This window comes from Amycolatopsis sp. NPDC104863 (assembly GCF_055582965.1).
Window position 1 is genome coordinate 1,347,979 of the sequence record NZ_JBVJOW010000002.1, and the last position, 24,995, is coordinate 1,372,973.

The window sequence follows — 24,995 nt, forward strand, 5'->3', positions numbered from 1 at the left end:
CTCAGCCCTCCTTCAAGGTCTGGATCATCGCTTCGGCCACCTTCAGCGTGCCCGGGCACGGGTCGCTCGCCCCCGGCCCGCTGCCGATCTGGCTGAAGACCTGCACGGCCTGGGTGTCCGTCACGCCCACCAGCAGCTTGCACTGGCCCTTGCTGCGGAAGTCCTTCGTCGCGGCGTAGACGCCCGGGTACCCGGAGACCTCCGTCGGCTCCCAGTACTCGTACTGGTCGGTGCCGCCCTTGGCGTAGAGGTCGTAGATGCCCGCGAGCCCGTCGGTGTTCGGGTCGGCCGCGATGTCGACGCGGCTGCTGCGGGTTTCGTCGGCGGTGTACACCCAGGCGCAGGTCGAGCCCGCTTCGCCGGAGCGCGGGGTGCCGTCTTCGACGCCGAGCGTGGAGCGCTGCGAGGCGGAGAGGACGGAGCAGGGGTCCGACTTGAGCTTGGCCGGGTCGAGCGGGCTGGCCACCTTGGGCGCCGAGTTGCCGCCGGCCGCCGAGCTGCTCGCGGTGTCGTCGGGACTGGACGCGGCCGGGTTGGCGGTGCCGCCGGTGGTGCTGCTGCAGCCGGCGAGGGCGAGCGCCGCGAGGGCCAGCCCGGGCAGGACGAGCCGGCGGTTCACGCCTGCGTCCCCGCCTTCGAGATGTCGCCGGTGTGGTCGGCGTCCGCGGCGCTGATCTTCTTCTTCGCGTCGAGCAGGGCCTGGATGTAGTTCTTCACGTATTCCTGCATCTTCTGGTTCTGCTCCAGGAACGCCTTGCCGGACGGGTTCGCGAGCTTCTCCCAGTCGCCGCTGGCGAACTCCTTGCCCGGCGCCTTCACGTCGGCCATCAGGTTGGCGTCGGTCGCGTCGTTCTGCAGGTCGGTCTGCAGGTCCTGCCACTTCTTGATGACACCGTCGATCTTGTCGGCGTCGAAGGTGAAACCCCCACCGCCGGACGGCGCGGACATGTTGACCTCGTTACCCATCCCGCTGCGCTCCCTTCGCGTCCCGCTCCATTGTCCTACGACGACGCCGGTGTGTCCGGGGTTCCCCCGAAACGCGTGAAGGCGGGCCGCCCACCAGGGACGACCCGCCTTCCACGACGTACTTGCCTTACTGCGAGGCCTTGACCTCGAGGCGCACGTCGACCTTCACGTCCGGGTGCAGCCGGGCGCCGACCGAGTGCTTGCCCACGGTCTTGATGTGGTCGCGCAGCTCGATGACGCGCTTGTCGAGCAGCGGGCCACCGGCCGCCTTGATCGCGTCGACGATCTCGCCGGCGGTGATCGAACCGAAGAGCTTCTTCGAGCCCTCGGCCGCCTTGCCGGTGAGCTGGATGGCGCCGAGGCCCTCCAGCGTCGCCTTGATCTCCTTGGCGTGGTCGAGGTCGCGGATGCGACGGCTCTCCTGCGCGCGCTGGATGGTGCGCACGTTCTTCTCCGCGCCCTTGGACGCCGCGATCGCGTAGCCCCGCGGGAGCAGGTAGTTGCGCGCGTAACCGTCCTTGACCTCGACGATGTCGCCGGGGCCGCCCAGGTTGGCCACGTCCGTGGTGAGGATGATCTTCGCCATGTCAGTGCCCTCCCTTAGCGCGCGGTCGAGGTGTAGGGCAGCAGCGCCATTTCGCGGGAGTTCTTGACCGCGATGGCGATGTCACGCTGGTGCTGGCTGCAGTTGCCGGTGACCCGACGGGCACGGATCTTGCCGCGGTCGGAGATGTACTTCCGCAGCAGGTTGGTGTCCTTGTAGTCGATGAGCTCCGGGCGGCCCTTCTTCTCGGCCTTGCAGAACACGCAGACCTTCTTCTTGGGCTTGCGAATGGGTGGCTTGGCCACTGTCTACTCCTGGTAATTCAAATCTTTTGTGGGTGTGTACGAGATCAGAAGGGGGGCTCGTCCGAGAAGCCGCCGCCACCGCCGCTGCTCGCGGCCGGGGCGGAACCCCACGGGTCGTCGGCCGGCATTCCGCCGCCACCGCCGCCGCCGCGGTTTCCACCGCCACCGCCGCCGCCGAAGTCACCACCGCCGCCGCCACCGCGGCTGACCTTGTTGACCTTGGCCGTGGCGTAGCGCAGCGAGGGCCCGATTTCGTCGACCTCGAGCTCGACGACGGTGCGCTTCTCGCCTTCCTTCGTCTCGAACGACCGCTGCTTCAGGCGGCCCTGCACCACGACGCGGGCGCCGCGGGTGAGGGACTCGGCGACGTTCTCCGCCGCCTGCCGCCAGATGTTGCAACGCAGGAAGAGCGCCTCGCCGTCCTTCCACTCGCCGGACTGCCGGTCGAGGGTGCGCGGCGTGGACGCGACGGTGAAGTTCGCGACCGCCGCACCGGACGGGGTGAAGCGCAGCTCCGGGTCGGACGTCAGGTTGCCGATCACCGTGATGACGGTGTCTCCAGCCATCGGGATTCCCCTTCGGCTCAGGCCTTGGCGGCGGCGGGCTTGGCCGCGGCGCGCTTGACCTCGCGACGCATGACCTTGGTGCGGAGCACGGTCTCCTGCAGCGAAAGCTGGCGGTCCAGCTCCTTCACCGCGTCCGAAGACGAGTTCAGGTCCAGCAGGGCGTAGATGCCCTCCGCGTGCTTCTTGATCTCGTACGAGAGCCGACGACGGCCCCAGACGTCGACCTTCTCCACGGAACCGCCCGAAGTGCGGATCACGTTGAGGAAGGTGTCAAGGGTCGGGGCGACCGTGCGCTCGTCGAGCGTGGGGTCCAGGATGACCATTACCTCGTAATGGCGTGACACAACCACTCACCTCCTATGGGCTCGCGGCCACGGACTGTCCGTGGCAGGAGGGTTTGTCCAGGTAAGGCTACCTGGGGGTGCCGGTGGACCCGGACGGCGGGGTCAGCTCGCGCGGCGCAGGACCCAGGTGCGGACGAGCCCGGCGGTGACCCCGGCGAGCACGATCACCGCGAGCAGCATCGGCAGCTGGACGTCGTTCGCCGAGCCGGGAGCCGACAGCGACTGCGCGTTGCCCGCGTCGCGGATGTCGGCGCCCTGGCCGGTCGGGTCGCCCTGGCCGGCCTGCGGCGCGGAAGCGTCCCCGGGCAGCGTGCCGTTCGCCGGGTAGCGGACCCCGGGGGCGACGGCCGTGCCGGCGGTCGCGGTCGGGATGCCGCCGTAGTCGCGCATCGGCGCGGTGCCGCCGTTGCCGCCCGCGGTGCCGGGGTTCAGGTTCGAGAGGTTGCCGGTGCTGCCGCCGGGGACGGTCCCGGTGCCACCCTGCGGGGCGCCGGTGCCCGCGCCCGGCTGGGTCGGCGGGGCGTAGTTCGTGGCGATCGTGGTGAGGCCGCAGCTCTTCGCGACGCTCGCGGAGACCGCGCCGAGCACCTCGTTCTTGGTGCCGTCGAGCAGGCCGAGGCCGTTGGAGCCCTTGAGCGCGGTGGCCACCGCGCTGCCGACCGCGGAGCCGGCGATCGTGCCGCCCGCGGCGTTCGGCACCTGGCCGACCGCCAGCGCGCCCTTGCCCGCGATGGTGTCCGCGATGGTGTTGGGCCACACCGAGAGAGCGGTCCAGAGGTGGGAGTTCACGTAGTCCTGCGCGCCCTTGCGGACGATCTCCTTCACCGACGTGCCCTGCACCGCGACCGTGTCGCCCATGCTGCCGCTCACCGAGCCCGAGCAGGTGCCCGCGAGCGTCGTCGCCGCGGAGGCGGTGCCCGCGGAAAGGAACGCGCTACCGGTCACGAAGGCGGCCAGGGCGGTCACGGTCAAGAACTTCCGCACGAGCACAGTCCTCCGCAGGGTTATGGAGACGTCGTCCTGAACACCAGGGTCAACGAAGAAGATACGTGAAAGATACTCGGCAGTCGGGTCAATTCGCAGCGGCCATTCGGCGGAGCACCCAGGTCCGCACGAGCCCCGCGCTGACTCCGGAGAGTGCGAGAACCGCGATCAACATCGGGAGGTTCGACCCGTTCGTGAAGCCGCCGGACGCGGATGGCAGCGCCTGAGCCTCGCCGGCGGTCTGGATGCCGGCGTTGCCGTCCGCGGTGCCGTCCGGACCGGTGAGGCCGTACTGCGGCGCGTAACCCGGGATCTGGCTGCCGTACCGGATCGCGGGTGACGGCGTGAAGAGCCCGGCCGTCGCGAAGGGGATGCCGCTGTAGTCGCGCATCGGCGCGTACCCGGTGCCGAGGGTGAACGGGAAGCCGCCCAGTGCCGAGCCACCGCCCGGGAAGAAGCCGGGCAGCAGCGGGCTGTTCGCGTCGGGGATCGGGGTGGTGCCCTGCGGGGTGCCGCCCTGCTGAGGCGCACCGCCCTGAGACGGTGGGTTCTGCTGTGGGTTGCCGCCGGTGCCGGGCGCGGGCGACTGCTGCTTGCCGCCGCCGGTCACCGCGCTCAGGCCCTGCTGCGCGCCACTGGTCACGCCCTGGACGCCTTGGTTGATCGCGCTGGCGGCGGGCGCGCCGATCACCGGCACCGGCGAGACGACGGTGTTGACCACGTTCACGGTGACCTGGCAGAGCGTGCCGAGGATGGCATTGATCGTCCCGGTCAGCACCTTCGTGCCGTCGGTGACCACACCGAGGTCGAGCGGGATGCCGAGCAGCGGAGTCGTGCCCTTGACCGTGTCACCGGGCTTCGCCGTCACTGTGCTGCCGCAGGGCACGGTCTTCGTCTCGCTCGCCGAAGCGGTGCCGGGCATGCCGAGCACAGCCGAACCAGCGAGAACAACCGCCGTCGCGCCGACCGCCGTAGCCCTCCGTGCCCGATCCTGCATCCTCGCCGCCCTTGGTCTCGTGGCCTCTCCCCAGGACAACGACGTTAAGGCAGACGAGTAACGCCCGCTCACTCAAGAATGTCCGGCATTCGAGTGGAAGCAGGCGTCACCGTGCGTGAGATCAGGCGGGCTTGCGGCGGATCCAGGCCCGGACGAGGGCCGCCGCGACGATCGCCAGGGCCAGCACCGCGAGCAGCATCGGCAGCTTCGCCGGCGGCGTGACGCCGGGGAGCGCCTCCGCGGTGCCGGACTTCTGCTCGTCGACCGTCGGGACCTGCTGGCCGGGGATGATCTGGGCGATCACCGGCGCCTGCACCAGGCTGCCGGGCAGCAGGGCGGCGTTGGTGAAGATGCCCGAAATCGCGTCACCCGGCAGGCCCGCGCTCCCGGGACCGCTGGTCACCGGGCCGGTGCTGTCGCCCGGCGGCGGGGTCTGCCCCGGCGGCGGCGTCGGGCCGGGCGGGGCCGGGGGCACCGGCGGGGCGGGCGGCGCCGGCGGTGCAGGCGGGAGGACCGGCGGCAGCTGGCCGGTGACGCCCTGCAGCGTGTCGCCGACCGTGTTGACCGTGCCCTGCGCGACCGGGCAGACGCCCTGGGCCGCGAGGTCGCCGACCACCGGCACTTCGCCGACGCCGAGCGCCTTCACGGTGTCGCCCACCGGGAGCGTGAGCAGGGGCGCCGAGCCGTTGGTGTTCCGCGCGCTGGAGTCGAGGCCGACGGTCAGCCGGTCCGGGGCGTTCAGCGGGGCGCCGGCGTCCAGGAGGAGACCGGTTTTCGCGTCGCGGGCCTGGCCGTTCTGCAGGGTGGCCCCGCAGTCCCCGCCGAGGGTCGGGCTGGGGTCCGCGCTCGCGACGCCCGGCGCCGCCAGAGCGGCCGAAGCGGCGAGAGTGAACCCCAGTGCGGTGATCCGGGCGACGTGCTTCCCCATCGATGCCCTCCGGCAGTCGGACCAATCTGGATCACGGAACGCGCTCACGGTACTCCACGAGCGTCACCAACCGGTGCCGCAGGGGAAAAGAAAACCCGGAGTAGCGTGCTCGGCATGCTGATTGGCGCCCATGTCCGTGACGACGACCCGTTGACCGCGGTCGCCGAGCGCAAAGCCGACGTCGTCCAGTTCTTCCTTTCCGACCCCCAGGGCTGGAAGGCACCGAAGCCGCACCCCCACGGGGAGGCGATCGCGGCCGACCCCGTCGAGGTGTTCATCCACTCTCCCTACCTCATCAACGTGGCTTCGCTGAACAACAAGATCCGGATCCCATCCCGCAAGAACGTCACGCAGCACGCGGACGGCGCCGCGGCGGTCGGCGCGAAGGGCCTGATCGTGCACGGCGGGCACGTCGGCGCGAACGACGACGTCGAGGCCGGCCTGGACAACTGGCGCAAGCTGTTCGAGCGCGAGCAGGAGAAGGGCGGCTTCAAGGTCCCGATCCTGATCGAGAACACCGCCGGCGGCGAGAACGCGATCACGCGCGACCTCGAGGTCATCGCCCGGCTGTGGGACAAGGTCGGCGAGTTCGGCGCCGGGTTCTGCCTGGACACCTGCCACGCGTTCGCCGCCGGCTGGGACCTCGCGACCGCCGTCGAGAAGGTCAAGGCGATCACGGGCCGGATCGACCTCGTGCACCTCAACAACTCCCGCGACGAGTTCGGCTCGACCCGCGACCGGCACGCGAACGTCGTCGAAGGTGACGGCACCATCGACCCGGACGCGCTGGTCGAGGTGGCCAAGGCCGCGGGCGCGCCGGTCGTCGTCGAAACCCCGCCCGACGGGCAGGCCACCGACATCGCGTACCTGCGGGAGAAGCTCGGCTAGACGGCCGCGGCCTTCCGGCGGTGGCGGACGGCGTTCGGGACGATCACGTCCCGGGCGCCGTCGAGGAACCCGCCGGCCGGGTCGTCGTCGCCGGCGGCCCGGACCAGGTCGGCCGCCGGGCGGTAGATCTCCCGGACCACCAGCACGCAGAGCCCGGCCACGGCGAGGTCGCGCAGCACGACCGTGCCGAGGAACCAGCCCTCGGGCAGGCCCTTGTGGTCGACGCCGAGGTAGTAGAACATCCGCGGCACCCAGACCAGCGCGTCGAGCAGCATCCAGCCGAGCAGCAGCCGCCAGCGCGGGATCGCCAGCACCGCCAGCGGCACCAGCCACAGCGAGTACTGCGGGCTCCACACCTTGTTCGTCAGCAGGAACGCGGCCACGACGAGGAACGCGAGCTGGCCGACGCGCGGCCGTCTCGGCGCCGCGAGCGCGATGTACGCGATCCCCGCGCAGCAGGCCAGGAACAGCACCGCGACCGTGAGGTTCAGGTACGTCGGGCTCTGGTTCTTCTGCAGCACACCGTCGAACCCGGCCCAGCCGGTGGCGTACGAGATCACGTTGTACAGCGAGTCCGGGTCCATCGGCCGCAGCGTGCTCATGCGGAAGAACTCCCACCAGCCGCGCGTGGCGGTGAGGATGAACGGCGCGTTCACCACCACCCACGTCACGACGGCCGCGGCCGCGGTCTTCCAGAACGGCGTCAGCTTCCCCGCGCGCAGGCACAGCACGAACAGCACGCCGAGCAGGAACAGCGGGTACAGCTTCGCCGTCGCGCCGAGCCCCAGCAGCAGGCCGGCGAGCGCGGGCCGCTTGCGCGCCCAGGCGAGCAGGCCGGTCGCGGTGAACGCCGTCGCGATCGTGTCGAAGTTGGTGAACGCGTGCACCAGCACCAGCGGCGAGATCGCCACCAGCACCATGTCCCACGGCCGGCGTTTCATCGTCCGGCCGGTCGCCCACACGGTGACCAGCCAGGCCAGGGCCAGGAAGAACGCGGTGATGTCGAAGTAGACCGCCACCGGCAGCGCGCCCGGCAGCCAGCCGCTCTGGGCGACGTTCAACCAGCCCGCCGCGAGCTTCGCGTTCGCCCACTGGAAGAGCCCGGTGAACGTCGGGTACTCCATGTACCGGGTGTTGTTCTCCGCGGTCTGCGAGCTTTCCTTCCACGACGTGTAGTACGGGAAGGTGCTCGGCCGGTCGAGCCGCTCGGAGCTGTAGAGCGGCACGATGTCGGAGTAGCACATCGCGACGAACGGGCGGCCCGCGCGCCAGTCGAGCTGGGTCGCGCCGCTCGAGTCCTGGTACTGCTGGATGCACGAGCCCTTGCCGAACCAGCAGAGCATCAGCGCCAGCGTCGCCAGCAGCAGGCCGACCCGCTGGGGCGACCAGAACCAGTGCCTGCCGACCGCCGCGTGCTCGCCGAGCGGGCCCCCGACGGGTCTGGTCACCGCGGCCGCGAGGGGTTCGGTCCAACTCGGGACGACCCGATCCGTCCTGCTCAGCGTCACGGGGCCGGGGTCCGGCTCGCGGGTGGTCTCCTCTGGCACGAGGCGGATGTTATCGGTGATCGGTGAGCGCGGTGGTGAAGCCGACGATCATGCCGGATTCGCGTAGTACGAGGCCAGGACCTCGGCGGCCGCGCCGCGCGTGACGATCTCTTCGCCGAAGGAGTCCTCGACGACCTCGATCCGCTGCCAGTGCGGCAGCGGCAGCAGCTCCTCCAGGCGGGCCGAGACGCCCTCCCGGTAGACGTCCGGTTCGTCCCGCACGGCGCGTCCGGCCAGCACGATCCGCTCGAGGTCGAGCACCTGCACGAGGTCGGCGAGCCCGATCCCGAGGAACCCGGCGGCGGCGCGGGTGTCGGGCGCCTGCTTGGCCATGATCTCGACGCAGCCGCGTCGCCCGCAGGCGCAGCGCGGCCCGTCGTAGGCGATCGTGGTGTGCCCGAACTCACCCGCGTTGGTCCGCGGGCCGCGGTAGAGCCGTCCGTCGATCAGCAGGCCGACGCCGATGCCGGTGCCGACGAGCACGACCGCGGTCGCGGTCGGCTCGCCGTGCGGCCAGAGCTGGGCGAACGCGGCGGAGTTGGTGTTCTTGTCGAGCGTCACGGCCAGCCCGGTGCGCTTTTCGAGCAGCTCACGCAGGGGGACGTCGTGCCAGCCCGGCATGTTGGTCGCGTCGCGGACCAGGCCGGCGAGGTGGTCCAGCGGGCCGACGGCGCCGAGGCCCAGGCCGAGCACGTCGAAGCCGTCGGCGAGCTCGAGCGCGGCGGCGCCGATGGCTTCGACGGCCTGTTCGGGCGTGAAGCCGACGGGGAGCGGGCCGCCCGCCGTCTCCTCGACCTCGCCGATGAGGTTGGTGCGCAGCACGCGGAACTCGTCGCGGTCGAGCCGGGCGCCGAGCGCGTGCTTGGCGCCGGCGCGGACGGTCAGCTGCGTGCGGGGTTTGCCGACGCCCACGGACGGCTGACGCTCCTCGTCCAGCAGGCCGGCGTCGAGGAGTTCGGGCACGATCTTCGAGACGGCCTGCTGGGTCAGCCCGGTCCGGCCGGCGAGCTCGACGCGGCTGAGGCCGCCGGCCCGCAGGATGTGGGAAAGCAGGAGGGCGCGGTTGTGCTCGCGCACGTTGCGCAGGTTCCTCCCGGTGGCCGCCATGGTGAGATCTTCGCACGCCTGGCCAATTACGCAACACTGTTGTTTAATGGGGGCCATGGCTGACGACTTGCGCGTGGGGATCCTCGGGTACGGCATCGGCGGACGCGTGTTCCACGCGCCGCTGGTCGCCGCGACCCCCGGCCTGACCCCCGCGGTGATCACGACGTCGAGCAACGCCGCCCAGGCGCGCGCCGACCACCCGGGCGCGGAGGTCGTGCCCGGCGCCGACGCGCTGTTCGAGCGGGCGGCCGACCTCGACCTCGTGGTGGTCAGCACCCCGAACCGCACACACGTGCCGCTCGCGCTGCGGGCCATCGAAGCCGGCCTGCCGGTGGTCGTCGACAAGCCCTTCGCGCCGACCGCGCTCGAAGCCGAGCAGATCGTCGCCGCGGCGAAGGCGGCCGGCGTCGGCCTCACCGTCTTCCAGAACCGGCGGCTCGACTCCGACTTCCTCACCGTGCGCAAGGTCCTCGAGTCCGGCCGGCTCGGCGAGGTGTTCCGCTTCGAGTCCCGCTACGACCGCTGGGTGCCCAAGCCGAAGGACAACTGGCGCGAGTTCGGCGACCCGGCCGAGGCCGGCGGGCTGCTCTACGACCTCGGCGCGCACATCGTCGACCAGGCGCTGCAGCTGTTCGGCCCGGTCACGCAGGTCTACGCCGAGGTCGACCGGCGCCGCGCCGGCGTCCAGGTCGACGACGACGTCTTCGTCGCGCTCCGCCACGCCAACGGCGTCCGCTCACACCTGTGGGCGACCGCGCTCGCGGGCACGCTGAACCCGCGGTTCCGCCTCCTCGGCGACCGCGCGACGTTCACGAAGTTCGGCCTCGACGTGCAGGAACCGCAGATCAAGGCGGGCATGCGCCCCGGCGACGAAGGCTGGGGCGTGGAGCCGGCGGCGGACACCGGGAAGATCGGCGTCGGCAACGACCTCAAGACCGTGCCGACCGAGACCGGCCGCTACGAGCAGTTCTACGCACAGGTGCGCGACGCACTGCGCGGTGAAGGCGAGTTCCCGGTCGACCCCGCGTCCTCGGTCGAGGCGCTGCGGGTGATCGAGGCCGCGCACCGCTCCGGCGTCGAAGGAACCGTCGTCAAGCTCTGACGACCCCTGGACCGGCCGTGACGCCGATGTCCCCCAGCTCCGACGTCACGGCCACCTTCCTCGCTCAGCCGCCCGGGTTCGGGTCACCGCTCTGACCCGAGTCGTTGCCGTTCCCGTTGTTCCCGTTGCCGTTCCCGTTCCGGTTGCGCTGGCGGTCCTGGAGCTCCTGCAGCCGTTGCTGGAACTGCCGCAGCTGGTCCAGCTGCTGCTGGCGGTTGCCGGGCTGGGCCTGCTGCTGCTGGTTCCGCGGGTCGCGCTGCTGCTGAGGCGGCGACGGAAGCTGCACCTCCACCCGGTCCTGCGGTGAGCTGATCGCCGCCACGCGGTCGAAGCGCTCCGCCGGTTTGCCCGTCAGGTACAGCTGCATGAAGCGGTCCCAGATCGGCCCGGCGAGCGTCGAGCCGAACAGCGGGGTCCCGCCCGGGCCGCGCAACGCCTTGTCCCCGTCGCTGCCGACCCAGACCGCCGCCGACACCGACGGCGTGTACCCGACCATCCAGGTCTGCGAGTTGGCGTTCGCGGCGGACGCGGGTTCGTCGTTCTGCGGGGTGTGCTGCTGCGTTCCCGTCTTGCCCGCGCACTCGTGGCCTGCCGGGCAGGTCAGCCGGGAGAACTGGATGACCGGGGCGAGCGCCGCCGTCACGTTGCCCGCGATCTGCGCGCTGCGGGACGCGTCGTTGTCGGCGAACGCGTCGGTCGAGCGGTCCTTGGCCTCGTACGCCGTTTCGCCGTTCGCGTTGGTCACCTTCTGGACGAAGTGGCGGTCGCGCTGGACGCCGTTCGCCGCGAACGTCGCGTACCCCGAGGCCATGTCCGCCGCGGTCACCTGGGTGTCCCCGCCGCCGATCGAGATGTTGTTGTCGCCGGTGAAGAGCTTGCTGCGGCCGCCGTTGTCCGACGTCCGGATGCCCGCCTCCTGCGCGGCTTCCGCCACGCCGGACGGCTTCGTCACGTTGAGCACCATGTCGTAGAACACCGTGTTCGTGGACCGCTGCATCGCTTCCGCGACGGTGCACTGGTCGGAGCAGCTGCTGCTGTCGCCGGCGTTGCGGATCGGGAGGTCGACGCCGGGGAACGTGCGCGGGGACGTGCCGTCGAACCGCGCGTCCAGGCCGCGGCCGAGCTTGAGGAACGCCGCCAGGTCGAACGGCTTCATCGACGACCCGGGGTTGTGCGGTTCGTCGGCCCAGTCGCGGCCGGCCTGGTCCTCGCCGTTCGGGCCCTTCACGATCGGCTCGCCACCGTGGTAGGCGAGCACCCCGCCGGTCTTCGGGTCGACGGCCACCAGCGCGTTGAGGATCCGGTCGTCGGTCTGGTCGGCCATGCCCTCGGACACCGCCTGCTCGGCCGCCTGCTGCGCCCGCGGGTCGATGGTGGTGAAGACCTGGAACCCGCCGGAGTAGTACTGCTTCTCGTCGATGCCCTGCGCCGCCAGCTCGGCCTTGACCTGCTTCTTGATGAACGGGTTCAGCGCGCCCGCGTCCCGGCTCTCCCGCAGCGGGATCGGCGTCGGGAACTTCGCCGCGGCGCGCTGGGCCTGGGTCAGGTAGCCGTTCTTCAGCATCCGGTCGAGCGCGGTGTTCCAGCGGCTCGTGGCGACGGCGGTGTTCTCCGACCGGCCCGGCTGCTGGATCAGCCCGGCCAGCAGCGCCGACTGCGAGTAGTCGAGCTGGCCGACGTCCTTGCCGAAGTAGGCCTGCGCGGCGGCCTGGACGCCGTAGGCGCCGCGGCCGAAGTAGATGATGTTGAGGTAGGCGGTGATGATGTCCGCCTTCTCGTAGGTCTGGTTCATCTTGAACGACTTCGCGAGCTCGACCCACTTGCGCGTCAGCGTCGGGTCGTCGTCGCCGGAGGCGTTCTTGATGTACTGCTGGGAGATCGTCGACCCGCCGCCCGAACCGCCGGTGACCTGGTTGTACGCGGCGCGGAGGATGCCGCCGACGTCAAAACCGGAGTTGGTCTCGAACGACGCGTCCTCGGTGGCGATCACGGCCTTCTTGACGACGTCCGGGATCTGGTTCGCCACGAGGATCTGCCGGTTGCCGCCGGTGGGCACGTCCTTGCCCATCTCGGTGCCGTCGCTGAACAGGTAGGTCACGGCCTGGCCCTGCGCCTGCGCGACGGTCTCCGGCGAGGGGACGTCGACGGCGAGGTAGGTGATCACGAACGCGACGGCGGGAACCACGAAGAACACGCCGGCGACGACGTACCCGATCCGCCGGATCCGCCGCCAGCGCCGTTTCCGCAGGTCCTGGGCGGTGAGCGGACGCGGCCGGCGCGGCGGCTGCCCGGGCCGCTGCCGCAGGATCGGCACGGTCGGCGGCTCGTCGGGCTCGGTGCCGTTGTGGGCGTGGTGGGTGATCAGCTCCGGCTCGGTGCCCAGCAGCCCGGAGCGCGGCGCCGGACGGCGGGCACGACGACGCGGGTCAGGCTGCCGCCCGGGTGACGTGCGGTCGTTGCTCACGGGCCGTCCTCCACGGTGGGCTGCGGACGCAGTCCTCTCGTAGGCGCACGGACCGCGGCCCACCGTGGTTCACCCCGGGGTCAGTTCCCCGGCTCGTCGCTCTTCGTCGGAGTGTCCTTCGGCGTCGACGTCTTCGTGTGCTTCGGCGTGGTGGTCTGCGACGACTCGTTGCCGTTGTGGTCGCCACCGCCGTGGTTGTCCCCGTTGCCGCCGTTGTCGCCGGGATCGCCGGTGTTCTCGTCCGTCGGGGTCGAGTCCGTGGTCGTCGCGACGTCGGAGGACGGCGGGGGCGCCACCTCACCGCCGATGCGGTCGACCTTGTCGAACTTCTCCCCCGGCTTGCCGGTCAGGTACAGCGACAGGAACTTCTGCCACATCGGGCCGGCGATGGTCGAGCCGTAGATCGGCGAGTTGTTCTTGCCGTGCAGCGGCTTGTTGCCGTCACCGCCGACCCAGGCCGCCACCGAGACCGACGGGGTGTAGCCGACCATCCACGTCTGCGAGTTCGCGTTCCCCGCCCAGGACGGCTCACCCGCGACCTTCGTGTGCTGCTGCGTCCCGGTCTTGCCGGCGCACTCGTGGCCGTTCGGGCACTTCAGCTTCGAGAACCCGATGACCGGCTTCAGCGACTCGGTGACGTTCCCGGCGATCTGGCGGCTCTTGTCCGCGTCGCTGTCGAACGCCGGCTTGGCGTCGGTCGGGGCTTCGTACGCGACCTCGCCCTGCGAGTTGGACACCTTCTGCACGAAGTGCCGCGCGCGCTGCTCGCCGTTGGCCGCGAACGTCGCGTACGCCGAGGCCATGTCGGCCGGCGTGATCTGGGTTTCGCCACCGCCGAGGGAGATGTTGTTGTCCTTGGTGGAGATGATCGACTGGCCGCCGTCGTCGTTCTTGGTCTTCACGCCGGCTTCCCGCGCGGCGTCCTTGACCGGGCCCTGCTTGGTCTGGTTGAGGACCATGTCGTAGAACACCGTGTTCGCCGAGCGTTCCATCGCTTCGGCGACCGTGCACTGCGTCGAGCAGCTGCTGCCCGGTCCGGCGTTGCGCACGACGCGGCCGTCGAAGGTGCGGTTGTTCGAGCCGTCGAACTTCGCGTCGAGGCCCTTCCCCATCTTGAGGAACGCCGTGAGGTCGAACGGCTTCATCGACGAACCCGGGTTCTGCGGGGTGTTCGCCCAGTCGCGCCCGGCCTGGTCCTGCCCGTTGACCTGCACGATCGGCTTGCCGCCGTAGTAGGCGAGCACCCCGCCGGTCTTCGGGTCGACGGCGACGAGCGCGTTGAGCAGGTTGTCGTCCACCTGGCCCTCGAGCGCTTCGGTGGCCGCCTGCTCCGCGGCCTGCTGGGCCTTCGGGTCGATCGTGGTCTGCACCTGGAAACCGCCGGAGTAGTAGCGGTCTTCGGGGATGTCGTGCGCGGCCAGCTCGTCCTTCACCTGCTGCACGACGAACGCGGGCGGCGCGCCGGCCTGCTGCTTGCTGTCCTCGAGCGGGATCGGCGTCGGGAACTGCGCCGAAGCGCGGTCGGCCGCGGAGATGTAGTTGTTCTTCACCATCCGGTCGAGCGCGGTGTTCCAGCGGTCGTTCGCGACCTTGGGGTTCTCCGACCGGCCCGGCTGCTGGATCAGGCCGGCCAGCAGCGCGGCCTCCGAGAAGCTGAGGTCCTTCGCGTCCTTGTGGAAGAAGGCCTGCGAAGCCGCGCCCACCCCGTACGCGCCGCGCCCGAAGTAGATGATGTTCAGGTACGCGGTGATGATGTCCTTCTTCTCGTACGTCTGGTTCATCTTGAAGGACTTGGCCAGCTCGGTCCACTTGCGCGTCAACGTCGGGGCGTCGTTGTCGGTGGCCTTCTTGATGTACTGCTGCGAAATCGTCGAACCACCGCCGGCGCCGCCGGTGGCCTGGTTGTAGACCGCGCGCAGCAGGCCGCCGATGTCGAAGCCGGAGTTGGTCTCGAACGAGTCGTCCTCGGTCGCGATCGCCGCGTGCTTCATGACGTCGGGGATCTGGTCCGGGGTCAGCAGCACCCGGTTGCCGCCGCGGGGGACGTCCTTGCCCATCGGCGAGCCGTCAGAGAAGAGGTAGGTGACCGCCTGGCTCTGGTTCTGCGCGACCTCGGTCGGCGACGGGACGTCGACCAGGAAGTACGTGATGACGAACGCGATCGCGGGCAGCACCATGAACACCCCGACGAAGGCGTAGGCGACCCGCCGGATGATCTTCCAGCGCCGCTTCTTGCGCTGCGCCGGGGTGAGGGCCGGTTTGCCGTCGCCTTCGGGCTGGACGTCGTCGTCGTAGGCGTCCGGCTCCTCGTACGCGTGGTGCGTCATCAGTTCGGGGCCGCCGCTCATCGGCGGCGGCTCGGGCCGGTACCCACGCGAAGGCGGCGGCTGCCGCGGTGGCTGTTGCTGCTGCCACTGCTGCTGTTGTTGCGGGCGGCGCGGGGCCTGGCCGGGCGGACCCTGGGGTGCGCGACGGCGCGGATCGGGACCCTGGCCGGGCCAGGAGCGGGATCGATCGTCGGGCACGGGCAGTCCTCCAGCCGGCACGGGCGGCGACGGCCGCCACCCCTTCCAGGAGAGGACGCGCGTGACGCCGGAAGGTTGCCGGAAGACCGCGGACTTGACGAGGACCAGCCGGGGCCGCGCGGACCACACGACACCGGCGGTGAACAGGACTGTTCGTGCGCCTCGTCGATCATGGCGCGGTAACCGTCACATGGTCAGTGCCAGTGTGAAAGTACCTGCTGACCATGGTCTCTCGCGCCGGCTCGGAAACCCAGGGCCCGGAGCAGTCCGGGAAGAGCTCGAGCCGGATCGCATCCCCATCGTTGGCGGCCTCGGCAACCAGCAGACCGCCGGGGCCGAATTCGGTGCCGGTCACCCGGAAGTCCCCTTCCGCGAACTGTGCCGTCAGGAATTCCGCCTGCGTGTCGTACTTCGTGGAGCCGTTCTCGAACGCCTCATCGCGATCGGTGCCGCGATCACGCGGCCAGTTCAGGTCCCGCGAACCGAGCAGGATCACCTCGCCGTGCATGACGCGGAACGGGCACTGCGCGTGGATCGTGTGGTCTACCCCGTCGTCGGGCCGGAACACCACGACCGCCATGTTCACGATCCGCCTGATCTCGATCAGACGCATGCCTTCCAGCGACTTGACCGCTCCCGCCATCGAGGTCATTCCTCACATCCGAACATGCGCAGTCCTTGCCAGGCCCCGGTCCCGATCGTCGCGGAAACGGATCAGGGCCCTCCGCGCGTTCGCGGAGGGCCCTGAAGGAGGACGTGCTAGCCGGGCCCGGAGCCCGGTGGCTGGGCGAACCCACCACCACCGCCACCGTTGTTGTTGCCGAGCGGGAACGTCGGGGTCTCACCCGGGCCGGGCCGCGTCGGCCGGCCCGGCTTCGTCTCCGTGTTCGTGTCGGTGTTCGTCGGCTCGGTGCTCTCGGACGACTCCGGCGTGGTCGGCGTCGTGGTGACGCTCGGCGTTTCCGAAGGCTTCGACTGCGTGGTCGTCACCTCGTTGACGTCCTTGCCGATCGCCTGGACCTTGTCGAACTTCTCCGCCGGTTTGCCCTTGAGGTAGAGGTTCATGAAGTTCTGCCACGTCGGACCGGCGACGGTGGCACCGAAGATCGGCTTGCCCTTCGGGTCGTGCAGCGGCTTGTTGCCGTCACCGCCGACCCAGACCGCGGCCGACACGGACGGGGTATAGCCCACCATCCAGGTCTGCGCGTTGCGGTCCTTGTATGAGGCAGGGTCGCTGTCCTTCGCCGTGTACTGCTGCGTACCGGTCTTGCCCGCGCACTCGTGGCCGGTCGGGCACTTCAGGTTCGAGTGCGAGATGACCGGCTTCAGCGCCTCGGTGACGTTGCCCGCGATCTGCTGGCTCTTCGCCGCGTCGTCGTCGAAGGCCGGGTTGGTCTTGAAGTTGTTCTCGTCGAACTCCACCTCGTCCTGGCCGTTCGTCAGCTTCGAGACGAAGTGCTGCTCGTGGTAGGTGCCGCCGTTGGCGAACGACCCGTACGCCGCGGCCATGTCCTCCGGCGTCACCGCCGTGCCACCACCACCGAGCGAGATGTTGTTGTCGTCGGTGTAGAGGACGCTCTTGCCGTTCGGCGCGACCTTGACCCCGGCCTCCTTGGCCGCTTCCGCGACCCGCGACGGCTTCGTCACGTTCAGGACCATGTCGTAGAACACGGTGTTCGTCGAGATCTCCATCGCCTTCGCGACGGTGCACTCCTTGCCGCAGGTGGCGCTGTCCCCCGCGTTCCGGACGACGCGGCCGCCGAGCACCCGGTTGTTCGAGCCGTCGAACGTCTCGCCGAGGCCCTTGCCCATTTTGAGGAACGCCGTGAGGTCGAACGCCTTCACCGACGAACCCGGGTTCCGCGCCTGGTTGGCGCGGTCCTGGCCGATCGCGTCCTTGCCCTGGGGGTCCTTCACCAGCTCCGGCCCGCCGTAGTAGGCGAGCACGCCGCCGGTCTTCGGGTCGACCGCGACCAGCGCGTTCAGCAGGTTCTCGTCGGTCTGGCCCTTCATGCCCTCTTGGGTGGCCTGTTCCGCCGCGGCCTGCGCCGCCGGGTCGATCGTGGTGTAGATCTTCGCGCCGGAGGAGAACAGCTTGCCCTCGTCGTAGCCCTTCGCCTCCAGCTCGTCCTTGATCCGCTGCTGGAGCTGGTAGGTCATCTTCCCCGAGTCCTTCTCCTTGTTGGAGTTCTTGGCGATCGGGGTCGGGAACTGGAAGGTCGCCCGCTCGTCCGCGCGGAGCCACTTGTTGGCGACCATCTGGTCCATCACGTACGCCCAGCGCTTCTGGGCGTACGCCTCGTTCTCGGACCGGCCGGGGCCCTGGATCAGGCCGGCCAGCAGCGAGGCTTCGGACGCGTTGAGGTCCTTGACGTCCTTGTTGAAGTACGCCTTCGACGCCGCACCGATGCCGTACGCGCCGCGGCCGAAGAAGACGATGTTCAGGTAGGAAGTGATGATCTCTTCCTTGGACTCCTGGTTGTTCATCTTGAACGACTTCGCCAGCTCGGTCCACTTGCGGGTCAGCGTCTGCTGGTCGTTCTGCGTCGCCTGCTTGATGTACTGCTGGGAGATGGTCGAACCACCGCCCTGGCCGCCGGTCACCTGGGCGACGACCGCGCGCAGGATGCCGGTGACGTCGAAGCCCGAGTTCGTCTCGAACGTCGCGTCCTCCGCCGAGTACACGGCGTGCTTGACGACCTCCGGCACCTCGCCCGGCTTCAGCAGCTGGTGGTCGCCGGTCGGCGGCGTCTCGCGGCCGATCAGCTGGCCGTTCGCGTCGTAGTAGGTGATCGGCTGGCTCTGCAGCGCCTTGACGCTCTCCGGCGTCGGCACGTCGACCAGGAAGTACGTGATGACGAACGCGATCGCGGGGACCACGAAGAACAGCCCGACGCACGCGTACGCCACGCGGCGGACGATCTTCCACCGGCGCTTCTTCTTCTGCGCCGGCGTGAGGATCTTCTTGCCCTTTTCGTCGAGCTCCTCCTGGGGCTCGACGTCGTCGGCGTACTCGTTGAACGCGGCGTCTTCGTAACCGTCGTCGTACGGGTCACGCCCGAAGTCGTCGGTGCCGTTGTGCGCGTGGTGGGTGATCAGGTCCGGCTCGCGGCCCGGCGGCGGCACGGGCCGGCGTCCGGTCTGCTGGCGGAACCCCTGCGGCGGCGAGGCGGGCGGACCCTGCGCCGGGCGCTGCCCGCCCGGGGGGACGGCCCGGCGCGGCGGCATGCCCTGCTGCTGGCGGGGTCGCTGCGGTCGCCGTGGTGGCTGCTCGTCCCCGGCCGGCCACTGGGGCCCGCCTTCGTCGCCGGAGGGCCACTCGGGCGCGGCGCCGCGCGGGTTCCCCCGGGGCGGCGTGCCGCGCTGGGGCCGGCGGGGGGCTTCTTCGCCGGGCCAGGCGGGTCCGGGGTCTTCCCCCGGCCACGGGCCTGACTGGGCACGGCGAGGTGCATCTGGCTCCTGGCCGGGCCAGGAGCGGTTGCGATCGTCGTTCACGAATGGGCCTCCCAGACCGGCGCCCGGTAGTGCGCCGTTCTGCGCTCTTCAGCGGTTGTGATCCAGCTCACCGGCCTGCGGTCCTTCGTGGACCGTCGGCCGGCTCCCCCGTGCCGAGGACGTACGACCGGACCAGGTGGTTCCAGTGACACGCTCGGCACACTTCGACGTCGTACACGGTGAACTCGGCGAACCGGCCGGCCATCCTGGCCAGCTCTTCGGGGGTCCTCGCCGAGCCCGCGACGTGCTTGAGTTCGTCACCGTAGACCCAGGACACCAGGGTCAGCGGCTCCTGGCGGCAGATCGGGCAGGGCACGTCACCGGCCCGGCCGTGGAACTTCGCCGCCCGCAGCAGGTACGGACTCGCGTCGCAGGCTTCGTAGCTGCCGACGCGTCCGGAGCGGACTTCGGCCAGCAGCGCACGGCGCTGCAGCGCGTAGTCCACGACCTGCCGCTGGTTAATCACCAGGACAGAGTACGGGCTCTTCCTGTGTCGTCCACGCCCCCTAGCGCGGCCGGGCCCCCGCCCGGAGCGGACACGCCGGACGTTCGATAACTCTCCGGTGAATTTCCCCCACTCCAGAGTGAGCAGGCCTGTTGGCTTCGCCACTTCGATGTATCGGCGCGATATAGTGGCTGAGTAGGTTGGATCGAGGCGATCATTCGGAGCAACGCCGGTCGCCACGGTTTGTTCCCGGAAGGGGGTGCGGTGTGCTGGAGTTCGCGATCCTCGGTCTTCTGCACGAAGCGCCCATGCACGGGTATGTGCTGCGCAAGCGGCTGAACGAGACGCTCGGCACGTTCCGGACGTTCTCGTACGGCTCGCTGTACCCGACCCTGCGGCGGCTGCTGCGGGCCGGGTACCTGGTCGAAGAGCTCGACGAAGCCGACGACCGGGCGTGGTCGCGGCGCGGACGCCGGGTCTACAAGCTCACCGCGGAGGGCAAGGAGCGCTTCGGTGAGCTGCTCGGCGACGCCGGGCCGCAGACCTGGGACGACGAAGGCTTCGGCGTTCACCTGGCCTTCTTCTCGCGGACCCCGGCCGACGTCCGGATGCGGATCCTCGAAGGCCGCCGCCGGCGCGTCGAGGAGCGGCGTGAAGGTCTGCGGGCGGCGCTGGCCAGGGCCGAGCAGAAGATCGATCGCTACACCCGCGAGCTGCACCGGCTCGGGCTGGAGACCAGCGAGCGGGAGGTGCGCTGGCTCAACGAGCTGATCGCGCACGAAGAAGCCGAACGGCGGGGTCCCGAGACCTGAGCCGGGCGGTGCGGGCCGCAGCGTCGCGGCACCAGACCTACTGAACAGACACGGATTGAAGGAGAAACCCCCATGGGCGAGAACCGCCGCGTTCGGGTGGCCATCGTGGGCGTCGGCAACTGCGCGGCGTCGCTGGTCCAGGGTGTCCAGTACTACCGCGACGCGGATCCCGCCACGCGGGTCCCGGGTCTGATGCACGTCGACTTCGGCGGGTACCACGTCCGCGACATCGAGTTCGTCGCCGCGTTCGACGTGGACGCCAAGAAGGTCAGCCGTGACCTGTCGGAAGCGATCTTCGCCTCCGAGAACAACACGATCAAGATCGTCGACGTGCCGCCGCTCGGCGTCACCGTCCAGCGCGGCCACACCCACGACGGCCTCGGCCGCTTCTACCGCGAGACGATCGAGGAGTCCGACGAGACCCCGGTCGACATCGTCGCGGCGCTGCGCGAGGCGAAGGCCGACGTGCTCGTGTCGTACCTGCCGGTGGGCTCCGAGGTGGCCGACAAGTTCTACGCCCAGGCCGCGATCGACGCCGGTGTGGCGTTCGTCAACGCGCTGCCGGTGTTCATCGCGTCGGACCCCGAGTGGGCCCAGAAGTTCACCGACGCCGGTGTCCCGATCGTCGGCGACGACATCAAGTCCCAGGTCGGCGCCACCATCACGCACCGCGTCCTGGCGAAGCTGTTCGAGGACCGCGGCGTCCAGCTCGACCGGACGATGCAGCTCAACGTGGGCGGGAACATGGACTTCCTGAACATGAAGGAGCTGGAGCGGCTCGAGTCGAAGAAGATCTCGAAGACCCAGTCCGTCACCTCGCAGGTCGACCGCGACCTGGGCAAGGGCAACGTGCACATCGGGCCGTCGGACTACGTCCAGTGGCTCGACGACCGCAAGTGGGCCTACGTCCGGCTCGAGGGCCGCGCCTTCGGCGACGTGCCGCTGAACCTGGAGTACAAGCTCGAGGTGTGGGACTCGCCGAACTCGGCGGGCATCATCATCGACGCCGTGCGTGCGGCGAAGATCGCCCTCGACCGCGGCATCGGCGGCCCGATCCTGTCGGCGTCCTCCTACTTCATGAAGTCGCCGCCGGAGCAGTACGACGACGCGACCGCCCGCGACGCCGTGGAGAAGTTCATCCGCGGCGAGCTCTGATCCTTCCCAGCCGAGAAGGCCGTCACCGCTGGTGGCGGCCTTCTTCGCGTGGTGCACACTGAGTAGATCTTTACCCATCCGACCACAGTCACGGCCGATGGCTTGGGAGTGGAGGTTACGTGTCATGCGGGGGGCGGCCTACTTTTTGGCCGGATGGGTAAACCGGTGGGGCGGGGTGCGCGTTGGCGGGGTGTGAGTGCGAGCGTGGACGAGAGCGTGCCGGGGGACCTGGGCGCGCCGACCTTCCACGACCTGTTCCAGGAGTACTTCGCCCAGATGACCAGGCTGGCCCACCTGCTCGGCGCGGACGACGCGGAGAACGTCGCGCAGGAAGCCTTCGTCAAGCTCCACCAGCGGTGGGACTCGCTCACCGACCACACGCGGGTGGCCGGCTACCTGCGCACGACCGTGGTCAACATGTCACGGTCGCGCACCCGGCACCTGAAGGTGGTGCGGCGGACCCCGCAGGACCGGCCGCCGGACGAGCTGTCCGCCGAGGTCAGAGCCGTGGCCAACTGGGAGCACCAGCAGCTGCGCGCGGTGCTGGAGAAGCTGTCGAGGCGCCAGCGCGAGGTGCTCGTGCTGAGGTACTGGCTGGACCTGAGCACCACGGGCATCGCGGAGACGCTCGGCATCTCACCGGGCACCGTGAAGGCGACCACGCACCACGCGATGGAGAACCTGCGCAAACACTTGGGGGACGACCTGGGAGGTGAGCGATGACCGACCTCGAACGCAAACTGGCCGAGACGCTGCGAGGACAGGCGGAGGAGGTCACGCCCAACCTCGACGCGGCGTGGGCCGAGCAGATGCGAAGGCAGCGGAGACCACAGCGCCGAAGCCGCCGGGTCGCGGTGTGGGGCGCCCCGCTGGCCGCGGTCCTGGTGGTGCTGACGAGTGTCTTGCTGGTCACCCGGGTGAACAACGCCCCGGCGCCGGTCCAGCCCGCGAACCAGATCGTCGACCTGAACCTGGCCGGCTTCACCCGCGAGAACGTGGATTTCTCGCACGTGACCGACGTGGTCGAGCTCACCGAGTTCGCCGGCCAGACCGACAAGTGGACCTCCGTCGCCTTCCAGGCGAGCGTGGCCGGCACGGGGGCGGGCGTGATCTGCGTCGCGGCGGTGCCGTCGGGCCTGAAGTTCGAGGCCGGCACCCCGCAGTACGGCACCGAGTCGCCGCAGTGCACCCCGACCCAGGCGATGGCGGACGAGCCGGTGCGCGCCGGATACGTCGGCCATGCCGGCGGTCCGCTGCCGGCGGGCAAGGCCGTCTACTTCCTCGATGCCACGGTCCGCAGCGTGCTGCTCTTCGACCAGCGAGGTGACCTGAGCCAGGGGCGGTCCCTGGGGCAGCGGGTCATGCAGACCATGGTCTTCCTGGCCGATGTGACCCCCGGGGTCGATCCGGTCCGCTACAAGGTCATCTACGGCCCGCTCAGCTCGCCCCTAACGCATCCGGCAACGCGGTGATCTTCTCCACCACCGCCGTGGCCTGCTTCAGCACCTCGGGATCCGGCGGAAAGTGCGGGTTCGGCACGGCATAAACAGCCATCCCCGCGGCCAGCGCCGACTTCAGCCCGTTGGTCGTGTCCTCGACGGCCGCGCAGTCCGAGGGCGCCACGCCCAGCAGCTCGGCCGCCCGCAGATAGACATCCGGCGCCGGCTTCCCCGCCCCGACCTGCTCCGACGACACCGCCGCGCCCACCGGCAACCCCGTCACGTCCAGGAACCCCTTGATCAGGATCACCGGCGACGAGCTGGCGATCGCCACCGGCCAGCGTGCCGACACCTGCCGCACCACCTCGACCGCACCTGGGATCAGGGGCGGCTCCTCGGCGTACCGGGCCGCCATGCGCTTGACCACGAGCGTCGCGATCTCCGGTGGGGACAGCTGGGCGCCCAGCTCCTCCACCAGGTAGCGGGCCCATTCCGGGGTGCTCATCCCCTGCTGCGCCCGGGTCGCTTCCGGAAGCCACGTGCCGCCGTGTTCGGCTACGACCGCGCGGCGCACCTCGTCCCAGATCCGCTCCGAATCCACCAGCACGCCGTCGAGGTCGAAGATCACCGCGTCCATGACCTCGAGCCTAGCCTGTGAGCCGACTTACTTAGCTACCCTTACTAAAATTTGTTAGCCTGGCTAAGTGACTTCCCCGATCGCCGATCTCGCGCACCGGCTGCGGCCGCTGGTCTTCCGGCTGTACCACCAGGTCCGCCGCCAGACCCCGCAGCTGACGCTGACCCTCACCCAGGGCTCGGTGCTGAGCGAGCTGGTCAACGGCGGGCCGCGGCGGATGAGCGCGCTGGCGGAGTTCGAGCGGGTCAAGCTGCCGTCGATGACCGACGTCGTCGGCCGGCTCGAACGCCTCGGCCTGGCCACCCGCACGCCGGACCCCGCCGATCGGCGGGCGGTGCTCGTGGACGTCACCGACGAGGGTCGTCGCTTCTACGCCGAGATGGTCGCCGCCCGCGAAGAGTTCCTTCGCGAGCGCCTGATCGCGATGGACGACGCCGACCGCGCAGCGATCGAAGCCGCCCTTCCGGCTCTCGCCAAGCTACTTGTCGACACCAAGAAGGAGGAACTGATCAGCGATGAGCGCTGAACACCACTCGAGCCTGCTGGACGCCGTCAAGGGCCAGCCCAAGCAGGTGTGGATCACCGCGTTCGCCGCGGTCATCGCCTTCATGGGGATCGGCCTGGTCGACCCGATCCTGCTCTCCATCGCCAAGGGCCTGGACGCGACGCCGTCGCAGGTCACACTGCTCTTCTCGTCCTACCTCGGGGTCCAGGTCGTCGCGATGCTGGTCACCGGCGCGGCGAGCGCGAAGTTCGGGCCGAAGCGGACGGTGCTCGTCGGGCTGTCGCTGATCGTCGTGGCGACGGCGCTGTGTTCGGCCGCCGGGTCGATCGAGCAGCTCGTCGGGCTGCGCGCGGTCTGGGGCCTCGGCAACGCGTTCTTCATCGCGACGGCGCTTTCGGTGATCGTCGGTGCCGCGACCGGCGGCCAGTCCGGCGCGATCCTGCTGTACGAGGCCGCGCTGGGGGTCGGCCTGTCGGTCGGCCCGCTGCTGGGCGCGCTGCTCGGCTCGATCTCGTGGCGCGGCCCGTTCCTCGGCACCGCCGTCCTCATGGCCGGCGCGCTCGTGCTGTGCGCGGTCTTCCTCAAGAGCGACAAGCACGAAAAGCGTGACCCGATCAAGCTGCTCGACCCGCTGCGCGCGCTGAAGCACACCGGTCTGCTGCGCACCTCGGTCGCGTCCGCGCTGTACACCGCCGCGTTCTTCGCGGTGCTGGCCTGGTCGCCGTTCGTGCTCGGCTGGAACGCCATCGCCGTCGGGCTGATCTTCTGCGGCTGGGGCCTGTGCGTCGCGGTCGCCGGCGTTGCCCTCGCGCCGCGGCTGGCCGCCAAGCTCGGTGAGCGGCACGCCGCCGCGGCCGCCGTCTTCGGGTACGCCGTGCTGATGCTGGTCCTGGCCGTGCCGAGCAAGCCGGTGCTGGTCGCCGGGATCATCGTCTCCGGGCTCGTGTCCGGCCTGCTGAACACGCTGTTCACCGGCACCGCGATGTCGATCAGCGACGCGCCGCGCCCGGTCGCCAGCGCGGGGTACAACTTCTGCCGCTGGCTCGGTGGCGCCGTCGCCGCGACGCTCGTCGGGCACGTCGCCGAGTGGTTCGGTTCGCCGCAGGCGCCGTTTGTCGCCTCGGCCGTACTGTGCGTGATCGCGGGTGCACTGCTCTCGCTGAGGGAGCGCAAGGCGGACCCGCACTCGGTGCCGCAGGAGGCGGTGCTCGTCGGCGAAGAGTTCTGAGCCACGGCCATT

General features: G+C 70.1%; 25 protein-coding genes. 8 read left to right on the plus strand and 17 right to left on the minus strand.

The features are described 5' to 3' along the window. Position 1: 1 nt before the first annotated feature. The 9 genes from ACZ63J_RS16160 to ACZ63J_RS16200 all read right to left on the minus strand — a co-directional run bounded on the left by ACZ63J_RS16160 (position 2) and on the right by ACZ63J_RS16200 (position 5,634). Positions 2–619, minus strand: coding sequence for a DUF3558 domain-containing protein (locus tag ACZ63J_RS16160; protein WP_465400054.1), 618 nt, complete (start codon positions 617–619; stop codon positions 2–4). Beyond that, the gene (locus tag ACZ63J_RS16165) at positions 616–966 is read right to left on the minus strand and encodes a hypothetical protein (RefSeq protein WP_465306626.1); all 351 of its coding nucleotides are present in this window, start codon (positions 964–966) and stop codon (positions 616–618) included. Before ACZ63J_RS16165 ends, ACZ63J_RS16160 begins: the two co-directional genes overlap by 4 nt. 127 nt (positions 967–1,093) lie before the next feature. Further along, positions 1,094–1,552 (minus strand): 50S ribosomal protein L9, encoded by a 459-nt coding sequence (rplI, locus tag ACZ63J_RS16170; RefSeq protein WP_465306628.1) that lies wholly within the window; start codon positions 1,550–1,552, stop codon positions 1,094–1,096. Positions 1,553–1,566: 14 nt separating this feature from the next. Then, positions 1,567–1,815: a 30S ribosomal protein S18 gene (gene rpsR / locus ACZ63J_RS16175; protein WP_003098744.1), complete on the minus strand. Its 249-nt coding sequence runs from the start codon at positions 1,813–1,815 to the stop codon at positions 1,567–1,569. A gap of 44 nt (positions 1,816–1,859) precedes the next feature. Then, positions 1,860–2,381 carry a single-stranded DNA-binding protein gene (locus ACZ63J_RS16180; RefSeq protein WP_465306630.1) on the minus strand — a complete coding sequence of 174 codons (522 nt, stop codon included), beginning with the start codon at positions 2,379–2,381 and terminating at the stop codon, positions 1,860–1,862. Between the two features lie 17 nt (positions 2,382–2,398). Beyond that, positions 2,399–2,725, minus strand: a complete 327-nt coding sequence (rpsF, locus tag ACZ63J_RS16185) for a 30S ribosomal protein S6 (RefSeq protein ID WP_176742059.1) — start codon at positions 2,723–2,725, stop codon at positions 2,399–2,401. A gap of 102 nt (positions 2,726–2,827) precedes the next feature. Continuing rightward, positions 2,828–3,715, minus strand: coding sequence for a hypothetical protein (locus ACZ63J_RS16190; RefSeq protein ID WP_465400053.1), 888 nt, complete (start codon positions 3,713–3,715; stop codon positions 2,828–2,830). A gap of 82 nt (positions 3,716–3,797) precedes the next feature. Further along, the gene (locus tag ACZ63J_RS16195; RefSeq protein WP_465400052.1) at positions 3,798–4,640 is read right to left on the minus strand and encodes a hypothetical protein; all 843 of its coding nucleotides are present in this window, start codon (positions 4,638–4,640) and stop codon (positions 3,798–3,800) included. Positions 4,641–4,827: 187 nt separating this feature from the next. Next, complete coding sequence (locus ACZ63J_RS16200) at positions 4,828–5,634, minus strand: hypothetical protein (protein ID WP_465400051.1); 807 nt, start codon at positions 5,632–5,634, stop codon at positions 4,828–4,830. A 114-nt stretch (positions 5,635–5,748) separates the two neighbouring features. Between ACZ63J_RS16200 and ACZ63J_RS16205 the strand changes: the two genes are divergently transcribed. Continuing rightward, positions 5,749–6,522, plus strand: a complete 774-nt coding sequence (locus ACZ63J_RS16205) for a deoxyribonuclease IV (RefSeq protein WP_465306638.1) — start codon at positions 5,749–5,751, stop codon at positions 6,520–6,522. Here ACZ63J_RS16205 and ACZ63J_RS16210 read toward each other — a convergent pair. Both ACZ63J_RS16210 and ACZ63J_RS16215 read right to left on the minus strand, forming a co-directional pair. Further along, positions 6,519–8,069 carry a glycosyltransferase family 87 protein gene (locus ACZ63J_RS16210; RefSeq protein ID WP_465400050.1) on the minus strand — a complete coding sequence of 517 codons (1,551 nt, stop codon included), beginning with the start codon at positions 8,067–8,069 and terminating at the stop codon, positions 6,519–6,521. The two genes, ACZ63J_RS16205 and ACZ63J_RS16210, sit on opposite strands and share 4 nt — an antisense overlap. A 48-nt stretch (positions 8,070–8,117) precedes the next feature. Next, on the minus strand, positions 8,118–9,176 hold the full coding sequence (locus ACZ63J_RS16215; RefSeq protein WP_465306642.1) for an ROK family transcriptional regulator: 1,059 nt from the start codon (positions 9,174–9,176) through the stop codon (positions 8,118–8,120). 55 nt (positions 9,177–9,231) lie between these two features. On the opposite strand from ACZ63J_RS16215, the gene ACZ63J_RS16220 reads away from it, so the two are divergent. Further along, positions 9,232–10,278, plus strand: coding sequence for a Gfo/Idh/MocA family oxidoreductase (locus ACZ63J_RS16220; protein ID WP_465306644.1), 1,047 nt, complete (start codon positions 9,232–9,234; stop codon positions 10,276–10,278). Between the two features lie 64 nt (positions 10,279–10,342). Here ACZ63J_RS16220 and ACZ63J_RS16225 read toward each other — a convergent pair whose 3' ends face one another. The 5 genes from ACZ63J_RS16225 to ACZ63J_RS16245 form a co-directional block, all read right to left on the minus strand. After that, positions 10,343–12,742: a transglycosylase domain-containing protein gene (locus tag ACZ63J_RS16225; RefSeq protein WP_465400049.1), complete on the minus strand. Its 2,400-nt coding sequence runs from the start codon at positions 12,740–12,742 to the stop codon at positions 10,343–10,345. 80 nt (positions 12,743–12,822) lie between these two features. Continuing rightward, positions 12,823–15,090: a transglycosylase domain-containing protein gene (locus tag ACZ63J_RS16230; protein WP_465400337.1), complete on the minus strand. Its 2,268-nt coding sequence runs from the start codon at positions 15,088–15,090 to the stop codon at positions 12,823–12,825. A 346-nt stretch (positions 15,091–15,436) separates the two neighbouring features. Continuing rightward, on the minus strand, positions 15,437–15,919 hold the full coding sequence (locus tag ACZ63J_RS16235) for a hypothetical protein (RefSeq protein WP_465400048.1): 483 nt from the start codon (positions 15,917–15,919) through the stop codon (positions 15,437–15,439). 107 nt (positions 15,920–16,026) lie between these two features. Then, positions 16,027–18,495: a transglycosylase domain-containing protein gene (locus ACZ63J_RS16240; RefSeq protein WP_465400047.1), complete on the minus strand. Its 2,469-nt coding sequence runs from the start codon at positions 18,493–18,495 to the stop codon at positions 16,027–16,029. 334 nt (positions 18,496–18,829) lie between these two features. Continuing rightward, positions 18,830–19,228: a DUF5318 domain-containing protein gene (locus ACZ63J_RS16245; protein WP_465333370.1), complete on the minus strand. Its 399-nt coding sequence runs from the start codon at positions 19,226–19,228 to the stop codon at positions 18,830–18,832. A gap of 245 nt (positions 19,229–19,473) precedes the next feature. Between ACZ63J_RS16245 and ACZ63J_RS16250 the strand changes: the two genes are divergently transcribed. From ACZ63J_RS16250 to ACZ63J_RS16265, 4 genes are all read left to right on the plus strand, one after another. Continuing rightward, positions 19,474–20,019: a PadR family transcriptional regulator gene (locus tag ACZ63J_RS16250; protein WP_465306650.1), complete on the plus strand. Its 546-nt coding sequence runs from the start codon at positions 19,474–19,476 to the stop codon at positions 20,017–20,019. 72 nt (positions 20,020–20,091) lie between these two features. Continuing rightward, positions 20,092–21,174: an inositol-3-phosphate synthase gene (locus ACZ63J_RS16255; RefSeq protein WP_465400046.1), complete on the plus strand. Its 1,083-nt coding sequence runs from the start codon at positions 20,092–20,094 to the stop codon at positions 21,172–21,174. A 204-nt stretch (positions 21,175–21,378) separates the two neighbouring features. Continuing rightward, a complete protein-coding gene (locus ACZ63J_RS16260; RefSeq protein WP_465333372.1) occupies positions 21,379–21,897 on the plus strand; it encodes an RNA polymerase sigma factor in 519 nt (172 codons plus the stop codon). Further along, positions 21,894–22,646 carry a hypothetical protein gene (locus ACZ63J_RS16265; RefSeq protein ID WP_465400045.1) on the plus strand — a complete coding sequence of 251 codons (753 nt, stop codon included), beginning with the start codon at positions 21,894–21,896 and terminating at the stop codon, positions 22,644–22,646. The genes ACZ63J_RS16260 and ACZ63J_RS16265 overlap by 4 nt, the downstream gene beginning before the upstream one ends. Here the strand turns inward: ACZ63J_RS16265 and ACZ63J_RS16270 are convergent. Then, positions 22,612–23,250: an HAD family hydrolase gene (locus ACZ63J_RS16270; protein WP_465333375.1), complete on the minus strand. Its 639-nt coding sequence runs from the start codon at positions 23,248–23,250 to the stop codon at positions 22,612–22,614. The genes ACZ63J_RS16265 and ACZ63J_RS16270 overlap by 35 nt on opposite strands. Before the next feature lie 67 nt (positions 23,251–23,317). Between ACZ63J_RS16270 and ACZ63J_RS16275 the strand changes: the two genes are divergently transcribed. Further along, the gene (locus ACZ63J_RS16275; protein ID WP_465400044.1) at positions 23,318–23,776 is read left to right on the plus strand and encodes a MarR family winged helix-turn-helix transcriptional regulator; all 459 of its coding nucleotides are present in this window, start codon (positions 23,318–23,320) and stop codon (positions 23,774–23,776) included. Beyond that, a complete protein-coding gene (locus ACZ63J_RS16280) occupies positions 23,766–24,983 on the plus strand; it encodes an MFS transporter (RefSeq protein ID WP_465400043.1) in 1,218 nt (405 codons plus the stop codon). Before ACZ63J_RS16275 ends, ACZ63J_RS16280 begins: the two co-directional genes overlap by 11 nt. The last annotated feature ends 12 nt before the right edge of the window (positions 24,984–24,995 follow it).

Excerpts from the sequence above, each read along its gene's own strand:
- ACZ63J_RS16165 (WP_465306626.1), bottom strand. The coding sequence starts at position 966 with ATGGGTAACGAGGTCAACATGTCCGCGCCGTCCGGCGGTGGGGGTTTC.
- rplI (WP_465306628.1), bottom strand. The coding sequence starts at position 1,552 with ATGGCGAAGATCATCCTCACCACGGACGTGGCCAACCTGGGCGGCCCC.
- ACZ63J_RS16180 (WP_465306630.1), bottom strand. The coding sequence starts at position 2,381 with ATGGCTGGAGACACCGTCATCACGGTGATCGGCAACCTGACGTCCGAC.
- ACZ63J_RS16200 (WP_465400051.1), bottom strand. The coding sequence starts at position 5,634 with ATGGGGAAGCACGTCGCCCGGATCACCGCACTGGGGTTCACTCTCGCC.
- ACZ63J_RS16205 (WP_465306638.1), top strand. The coding sequence starts at position 5,749 with ATGCTGATTGGCGCCCATGTCCGTGACGACGACCCGTTGACCGCGGTC.
- ACZ63J_RS16215 (WP_465306642.1), bottom strand. The coding sequence starts at position 9,176 with ATGGCGGCCACCGGGAGGAACCTGCGCAACGTGCGCGAGCACAACCGC.
- ACZ63J_RS16220 (WP_465306644.1), top strand. The coding sequence starts at position 9,232 with ATGGCTGACGACTTGCGCGTGGGGATCCTCGGGTACGGCATCGGCGGA.
- ACZ63J_RS16230 (WP_465400337.1), bottom strand. The coding sequence starts at position 15,090 with ATGAGCGGCGGCCCCGAACTGATGACGCACCACGCGTACGAGGAGCCG.
- ACZ63J_RS16235 (WP_465400048.1), bottom strand. The coding sequence starts at position 15,919 with ATGACCTCGATGGCGGGAGCGGTCAAGTCGCTGGAAGGCATGCGTCTG.
- ACZ63J_RS16240 (WP_465400047.1), bottom strand. The coding sequence starts at position 18,495 with ATGCCGCCGCGCCGGGCCGTCCCCCCGGGCGGGCAGCGCCCGGCGCAG.
- ACZ63J_RS16255 (WP_465400046.1), top strand. The coding sequence starts at position 20,092 with ATGGGCGAGAACCGCCGCGTTCGGGTGGCCATCGTGGGCGTCGGCAAC.
- ACZ63J_RS16265 (WP_465400045.1), top strand. The coding sequence starts at position 21,894 with ATGACCGACCTCGAACGCAAACTGGCCGAGACGCTGCGAGGACAGGCG.
- ACZ63J_RS16270 (WP_465333375.1), bottom strand. The coding sequence starts at position 23,250 with ATGGACGCGGTGATCTTCGACCTCGACGGCGTGCTGGTGGATTCGGAG.
- ACZ63J_RS16280 (WP_465400043.1), top strand. The coding sequence starts at position 23,766 with ATGAGCGCTGAACACCACTCGAGCCTGCTGGACGCCGTCAAGGGCCAG.